This window comes from Rhodococcus sp. R1101 (genome assembly GCF_000278445.1).
GTDB lineage: Bacteria > Actinomycetota > Actinomycetes > Mycobacteriales > Mycobacteriaceae > Rhodococcus > Rhodococcus gordoniae.
Genome location: NZ_AJVB01000163.1, coordinates 1 through 7,609 on the forward strand (window position 1 = coordinate 1; position 7,609 = coordinate 7,609).

6 protein-coding genes, 1 tRNA gene and 1 pseudogene are annotated in these 7,609 nt (G+C 68.6%); 5 read left to right on the forward strand and 3 right to left on the reverse strand.

Annotated features, from left to right (window positions below; genetic code table 11):
- The coding region (locus tag R1101_RS26520; RefSeq protein ID WP_037223115.1) for a universal stress protein at nucleotides 1-181 on the reverse strand (181 nt) is incomplete at its 3' end.
- A gap of 146 nt (nucleotides 182-327) precedes the next feature.
- On the opposite strand from R1101_RS26520, the gene R1101_RS0112065 reads away from it, so the two are divergent.
- From R1101_RS0112065 to R1101_RS0112075, 3 genes are all read left to right on the forward strand, one after another.
- Nucleotides 328-771: an RrF2 family transcriptional regulator gene (locus tag R1101_RS0112065; RefSeq protein WP_016933681.1), complete on the forward strand. Its 444-nt coding sequence runs from the start codon at nucleotides 328-330 to the stop codon at nucleotides 769-771.
- Nucleotides 772-825: 54 nt separating this feature from the next.
- Entirely contained in the window at nucleotides 826-2,049 is a 1,224-nt protein-coding gene (locus R1101_RS0112070) for a globin domain-containing protein (protein WP_016933682.1), read from the forward strand.
- 73 nt (nucleotides 2,050-2,122) lie between these two features.
- Entirely contained in the window at nucleotides 2,123-4,414 is a 2,292-nt protein-coding gene (locus R1101_RS0112075; RefSeq protein WP_016933683.1) for a M28 family peptidase, read from the forward strand.
- A gap of 6 nt (nucleotides 4,415-4,420) precedes the next feature.
- Here the strand turns inward: R1101_RS0112075 and R1101_RS0112080 are convergent, their stop codons facing one another.
- Nucleotides 4,421-5,929 (reverse strand): glutamate-cysteine ligase family protein, encoded by a 1,509-nt coding sequence (locus tag R1101_RS0112080; RefSeq protein ID WP_026003185.1) that lies wholly within the window; start codon nucleotides 5,927-5,929, stop codon nucleotides 4,421-4,423.
- 110 nt (nucleotides 5,930-6,039) lie between these two features.
- Nucleotides 6,040-6,855, reverse strand: coding sequence for a M23 family metallopeptidase (locus R1101_RS0112085; RefSeq protein WP_016933685.1), 816 nt, complete (start codon nucleotides 6,853-6,855; stop codon nucleotides 6,040-6,042).
- A gap of 235 nt (nucleotides 6,856-7,090) precedes the next feature.
- On the opposite strand from R1101_RS0112085, the gene R1101_RS0112090 reads away from it, so the two are divergent.
- Nucleotides 7,091-7,166: transfer RNA gene (locus R1101_RS0112090), tRNA-Arg, on the forward strand.
- Between the two features lie 174 nt (nucleotides 7,167-7,340).
- A pseudogene (locus tag R1101_RS29570) lies at nucleotides 7,341-7,609 on the forward strand (hypothetical protein); the annotation flags it as partial.

Consider the following 7,609-nt stretch of genomic DNA (forward strand, 5'->3'; position numbering starts at 1 on the left):
AGAAGGGAAGTTTCGTCCAGCCCGACGGCGCGAAGTCCACCGCGTGGACGAGGTGCAGTGGGATCTTCCGGCCGGCCGCGGTGGCGGCAGCCCACCTCACCGCGCGCTCGGAGGCCGGGGAACCGTCCGCACCGACGGTCACGTGGTTGTGGTCGCGGGGTGCTTCACCGAGAGGTTTCACATCCGTGAGGCTAGCCGGATCCGGTACGCCCGGATACGGACTTTGGTCATCGTGTCGAGATTCCTTCGGTTGCAATGCATTCCATCGACAGCGATATGCGTCACATAAAATTGTCATCGCGGATGCGAATTTACTAGCGTAGGGCCATGCAACTCACCCGGTTCACCGATCTCGGACTGAGAGTTGTGATGCATCTCGTCGCCGGCCCGGCGGGGAGTATGCCCGGTACCAGAACGATTGCAGACCAGCTCGACTTGTCGTACGCACATACGACGAAGGTCGTCGCCCGGCTCGGCGAGCTCGGAGTGGTCACCACCCGCCGCGGACGCGGCGGAGGCCTGGCCATCACCGAACTCGGCCGCACGGCGAGCCTCGGATGGCTCACCCGAGCCCTCGAAGGTGAAGAAGAAGTCGTCGAGTGCGAAGGAGCGAAGCCGTGCCCCCTGCGTCACGGCTGCAACCTGCGCTCGAAGCTGCGTGCCGCACAGGACGCCTTCTACGCCGCTCTCGACGACGTCACGATCGCCGACCTGGCGACCCCTGACGCCGGCCCTGTCCTGCTCACCCTCGAACCACCCACCGGCCGCTGACCCACGGCGAGGCCGCCGGTGCAGCCCGTCACGACACACACGAGGAGACACACCATGCCGCTCTCACCCGAATCCAAGGACGTCATCGCCGCGACCCTTCCGGCGGTGGGAGCCGCCATCGGCGACATCACCCCGCTGTTCTACAGCAAGATGTTCGCCGCCCACCCCGAACTCGAACGCGACCTGTTCAACCGCGGCAACCAGAAGCAGGGTGAGCAGCAGAAGGCCCTCGCCGGATCCATCGCGGCCTTCGCGACGCTCCAGCTCGATCCCGATCCCGCACGTGTCGAGGCGATCCTGTCCCGCATCGCCCACAAGCACGCCTCGCTCGGCATCAAGCCCGACGAATACTGGATCGTCCACAAGCACCTCTTCGAGGCGATCGTCGAAATCCTCGGAGACGCGGTCACGCCCGAGGTCGCGAAGGCATGGGACGAGCTGTACTGGCTGATGGCCGACACTCTCATCTCGATGGAGGCCGATCTGTACCGGGCCGCGGGTGTCGAGACCGGCGACGTCTGGCGCACCGTCCGCGTCGCCGACCGCGTGCACCAGTCCGCCGACACCGTCTCGTTCGTCCTCACCTCACTCGACGGCTCCCCGCTGCCCACCTTCCGCCCGGGCCAGTACCTCTCGGTCGGCGTCCATCTCCCCGACGGCGCCCGGCAGATCCGTCAGTACAGCCTGTCGAGCGCACCTGCCAAGGGCGACTGGCGGATCACCGTCAAGCGGGTGCTGCAGACCACCGCAACCGACGGCACCGTGCTCCCCGCCGGCGAAGTATCGAACTTCCTGTACAACAACGTCTTCGAAGGCGACGAACTTCAGGTCACCACTCCCTTCGGCGATCTCGTCCTCACCGAGGACGAGACCCCGATCCTGCTGGCGTCGGCCGGCATCGGCTGCACCCCGATGATCGGCATGCTCGATCACCTCGCCGGCGTCGGCGACGAGCGTCCCGTCGCGGTCCTCCACGCCGACCGCTCCGTCGCGAGCCACGCCCACCGCCGCGAACTCGAGACCCTCGCCGAGAAGATTCCTTCGGCCCAGCTGTACCGCTGGTACGAGGATCTCGGCAACCGCGAGCCGCTCGAGACCGTCCGCATCGGACGCGCCGACATCTCGGATCTGCCGCTCGATCCGAAGACCCAGGCCTACCTGTGCGGCCCGCTGCCGTTCATGCTCTCGCTGCGCGAAGCCCTGATCGAGCGCAACGTTCCGGCGGAGAACATCCACTACGAGGTGTTCGGACCCGACAGCTGGGCGCCTGCCTCCTGATCCGGCCGATCCGATCGCGGTGCCCCGGCCGAGTCTGCCGGGGCACCGCTGCAGTCGCGACTAGGCTGCACCCATGGACTCCGCCGCGGTTGTTCGCCACCCGGCCCCGTCCCGCTTCGGCCACGTACTCGCACTGCTCGGCGTACTGGTCGTGGCCGGCCTCGTCGCCCTGGTCCCCGGCTCCGGCGAACCGCTCGGAACCGACGCCCCCGCCGACGTCTTCAGCGCCGCCCGCGCCGGCGAACACATCGACGCGATCGCGACGGCCCCACGTCCGCTCGGCTCGACCGCCCACACCGCTGCCCGCGACCACCTCGTGGGCGTCCTCGACGAACTCGGCTGGACCACCCGCGTCGACTCCGGCGTCGGATGGATGGCACGGCCCGAGGAGGCGACCCAACGCGGTGCCCGCGTGCAGAACATCACGGCGACCCTGGACGGTACCGATCCCACCGGCACCGTCATGCTCGTCGCGCATTACGACACGGTCCGGGGCTCTCCCGGCGCCGGCGACGACGGGATCGGCGTCGGTACGGTCCTGGAGGCCGCACGCGCGATCGACGCCGGACCTCCCCCGCGGAACGACGTCGTCGTGCTGCTCACCGACGGCGAGGAGAACGGCCTGCTCGGCGCCCACCGGTTCGTCGGCACACAGTCCGTGCGAGCGGGACCCGTCGTCGTCCTCAATCACGAGGCCCGCGGGAACGCGGGCACGCCGACCACCTTCCGGATCACCTCTCCCAACGGCGTCCTGATCGACAACCTGGCCGGAGCGCCCGGAGCGCATGCGGATTCCCTCACCGAGCTGATCTTCGAAGCGCTGCCGAACGACACCGACTTCCGTCGTTTCGCCGAGAGCGGCCATCACGCCCTCGACACCGCGATCTCGGCGGGATCGGCGTACTACCACAGCCCTCTCGACACCCCCGACCGTCTCAGCCGGACGTCGCTGCAACACATGGGCGAGACTTCCCTCGCGACCGCCCGCGCACTCGCCGCGTCCGATCTCACGGCCGTCGACGACGGCGGAGCCCAGGTGGTGACCACCGCGCCGTGGGGACTTCTCCACATGCCGCGCTGGGCCGAGATCGTCGGATCGGTCGTCCTCGGCGGTGTCGTGGCGGCGCTCGTCGCCCTGCGCGTGCGCCGCGGTGAGACGTCGGCCTGGCAGGTCGGCACCGCCGTCGCCGTGTCCCTGCTCGCCGCCGCGCTCGCCGCGGGGGCAGCATGGTTGCCGTGGTGGGTCGCGCAGATCCTCGATCCGGGCATGGCCGCACCGGTCGCCGACGAGCCCTACCGGCCCGGCGTCTTCCAGTTCGCCGCGGTCGTCGCGGCCCTCGGCGTACTGGTCGTCATCCGATCGTGGTGGGGCCGCGGCCGTCCGGTCGCCGCCCTCACGTGCGGAGCATTCGTGCTCGTCGCGATACTTTCGCTGATCGGCATCCCCTTCCCCGGTGTGCCGCTGACACTGTCGGTGCTCACGTTGCCGTCGGCGCTGGGGCTGCTGGTGGCGCTGTTGCTCCCGCAACGCGACACGGTGTGGCCGCTCGTCGCGACGACGCTGGGCGCGCTCGGGTCCCTGATCTTCGGTCTGCCCGCCGTGCTGGTGTCGTTCGACGCGGGCCTTCTGTACGGGGCACCGGTGGCCGGTCTGTTCGTCGCATTCGTCTTCGCCGCGGTGCTCCCGCTGTGCGAGCCGCTCCCGGCGACCACGCGGGCGTTCGTGACCTGCGCGACGGGCACCGTGGTGCTCGTCGTGGTGTGCACACTGCTGGCCGGTCACCTCAACCGGGACGGAGCGACCGATCCCCGGCAGGAATACCTCTGGTACTCGCTCGACGCCGACCGGGGCGCCGCAGTGTGGGGGTCGCCCGACGGTCCGCGCTCCGACTGGAGCCGAGATTTGCTCACCAGCGGTCCCGAACCGCTTCCCGCCGCGTTCCCGTGGCGGGAGGACCGTCCGATGTATCGCGGGCCCGCCCCGGTCGCCGATCTCGAAGCGCCCGAGGTCGAGATCCTCGAGGACACGATCGGCGGGAGCGCGCGGGAGATCCGGCTGCGGCTGACCTCACCGCGGGACGCCCAGGCCGTCGGATTGTGGATCGACAGCACGACGGCCCACGTCCACGGCGCAACGGTGGACGGTTTCCGCGCCGAACCGTCCGACAGATTCGGTTTCCTGTTCTGGGCTCCCGGCCCCGACGGGATCGAGGTGGATCTGACGCTGAGCATGCGCGAGAACCATCTCGGTGTCCGGGTGGTCGATCTCGGTGACGATCTCGGCGTCGTACCCGGATTCGTACCGCCCACCGACCGTGTCATCGTGCAACCGACGGTGGCCGTGACACGGACCTTGCGCTTGTAGGGGATGTCACTCCCACTCGTGAACGGGCGTGCCGGTCCGCATGTTCTGCACGTAGTCCTGCATCATCCCCAGGAGCGCCACGCGCCGATCCTCCCCGGCGGCCTCGCGCCGGGCCACCTGTCGGCGTTGCCATGCCGCACCGGTCTGCCGACTCGAGGCACGCCGTTCGACGATCCCGAGGTAACGATCCCGGACCGCCGACGACAACCCGTAGGCGTCGAGACCCTTGTGCGCGAGCGGCAACAGGCACCGCAGAACGAGTTCGTCGGCGCCGACCCATCCGGTCCGCGGCCAGTACAGCTTCGCGTCGAGCCCGAACTTCGCGCCCAGGACCAGATTGCGTTCCGCGGCGTCGAAGCTGAGGTCGCGCCAGAGCGGCTCGTCGGCGTCGGCCAGAGCGCGCAGCGTCCCGTAGTAGAAGGCGGCGTTGGCCATCGTGTCGAGAACGGTCGGACCCGCCGGGAGCACACGGTTCTCGACACGCAGGTGTGGATGGCCGTCGCTGATGTCGTAGACGGGGCGGTTCCACCGGTAGATGGTGCCGTTGTGCATCTGCAGTTCGCGCAGCTCGGGAACCCGGCCGGCGTCGAGTTCGGCCATCGGATCGACGTCCGAGATCTCCGGCAGGAGCGCCGTGAAGTAGCGGGAATTCTCCTCGAACAGGTCGAGGGCGGAGTCGATCCACCGCTCGCCGAACCACACCCGAGGACGGACACCCTGGTTCCGCAGTTCGAGCGGACGTGTATCGGTGGCCTGCGCGAACAGCGGGATCCGACTTTCGTGCCACAGCGCCTTACCGGCGAGGAAGGGTGAGTTCGCCGCGAGCGCGACCTGGGCTCCCGCCAGGCACTGGGCAGCGTTCCAATGGGTCGCGAAATCCTCCGGCGCGACCCGCAGATGCAACTGCAGGGACGTGCAGGCAGCTTCAGGGACCACCGAGTTCATATCCGCGCGAAGGGTTTCCACGACATCGCTGCCGGGGAGGGGCACGCCGTCGAGATCGAGTTCGATGTCCTCACCGCGTGCCGCGAAGATCTGGTCGTTGAGCGCTTCGTAGCGGGGATTGGCAGTGATGCGACCCAGTTCGAGATCGTCGAGTTCGAGCGTCGGCAGCATGCCGATCATCACCAACTGCGCGTCGTGCCGGTGCATCCGATCGTCGGCACGGCGCAGCGACGAACGCAGCGAATCCTCGAGTTCGAACGGTTCGTCGCCCGTGAGGCGCCGCGGTTCGACGTTCATCTCGACGTTGAACTGGCCGAGTTCGGTCTGGAAGACCGCATGGTCGTCGATCGCCTGCAGTACCTCGAGGTTCGACATCGCGGGCGACATGTCGTCGCGGACGAGGTTGAACTCGATCTCCATGCCGAGATGAGGTTCGGGCGACGAGTGCACATCGACGAAGACGTCCTCCCGGAGCATCCGCTCGAGCGCCTTCATGCAGTCGCGAACCTTGCTGCGGAACATCCGCCGGTCTTCCCCGGTGAACGAACGAGCAGATATCTCAGCTCCCAATGGAACCCCCGGGTCGGCGTGCAGTCGGTCGAGCCAAGCCTAGCGCGCGACTCTCGGTCGGGTGGGATCGGACGACTCGCCGTCGGGTCGGATCGGACGACCCGGTGAGATCAGACGGCGCGGTATCCGCCCCAGTCGGTGACCACACCGCGATCGCTCAGCCACGCATTGGGGTTGATCTTGGTGCCGGCGGTGTCCCACACCTCGAAGTGCAGGTGCGGGCCGGTGGACCAGCCCTCATTGCCGACGGTCGCGATCTGCTGGCCGGCGTTGACCCGCTGCCCGGCGGAAACCTGGTAGGTGCTCACGTGACCGTAGACGGCGGTGGTGCCGTCGTCGTTGAGGACGCGGACCCACTGACCGAAGCCGGAAGCCGGCCCGGCGTCGAGAACGGTGCCGTCGGCGGCGGACTTGATGGGCGTGCCGATCGGCGCTGCGATGTCGATGCCGCCGTGGTGCGTACCCCAGCGCGGACCCCAGTCGGAGGTGAGGGTGCCGGAGACGGGCTGGACAGCGGAAGGTGCAGCCGGGTTGAGCTGGTCGAGCCAGCCGGGACCCGAGAACTGATCGAGGAAGTCGGTGACCTCGGCGGGGAGCTCGGGCGCACCCTGCTCGGCCGGGGTGGTGACACCGGGAATCGCCGGGATCTCGACACCCTCGGGCAGCAGACCCGCAGGAAGCTCGAAGGGAAGAGAGGGAGCCTCGGCCTGGACGTGGTCGTGGCCGGGATGCGCGGCTGCAGTACCGGCGCCGATCTGCGAGCCCACGGCGAAGAATGCACCCGTGGCTGCGGCGACGGTGGCGGCCTTGACCGGCGCGGACGTCCCGGTGGGCTCGACACGGTGGCGACCCTTGCCGGAGGACGGCACGCGAATCGGTTCGAGGTCGAATGCTACGTCTTCGCGTGTGCGCTGATGGCGTCCCACAGTGTGTCCCTTGTTTCGTCCCGACTTCGACCGGGTATCCCCCGGCCGTTCCTGGCGACCCAAGGTAACAAAACGATATAGGGAAAGGCCAGAGTTACCTTTCCTTGATCTCAATCGGCGGGAACCTGCAGGTCGTATGCTCCCTCCGGCGAGGCCCGGGAGCGGGCGCTTGGTTACGGCAGCGGGCCGGCGGCTACACTCACAACGCGCAGAGGTCGGCTTCGCCCGGCCGGACGCCTCCGTAGCTCAGGGGATAGAGCACCGCTCTCCTAAAGCGGGTGTCGCAGGTTCGAATCCTGCCGGGGGCACCATCCGACACCACTCGGGTCCCGAGCATCGGGCACCGCCGGTTTCGCGACCTTCCGGGATCACCGCCGACCGCCCGAAGCCCCCGCATCACGGTTCGATCTAGTCCGTCCTCCGCCGTCCGCACGACGGTTAGCATCCAGAACGATGCCGCTGGAGACGGAAATCGAGGACCTCACATGGACATTCGGCCTCGCGCCTCACACCTCGCCGTGATCGTCTCGGCGGCGGTCCTCGGATTGTTCGTCACTCCCGCCCCCGCAGGGGCCGGAGGCGTCTCCGGCCTCGTCGAAGGACCGGCCCATCCGGTCGGCGCGGGCAACGCCCGCACGTACGTCACCGTCGACGAGGAGGGCACGCCGGCCACCATCGGGGGTCCGACTCGACACGGGCGCACTCGACGACCTGCCCGCCGCGCTGCTGCCGATCACCGAGGCCTACGTGCTCG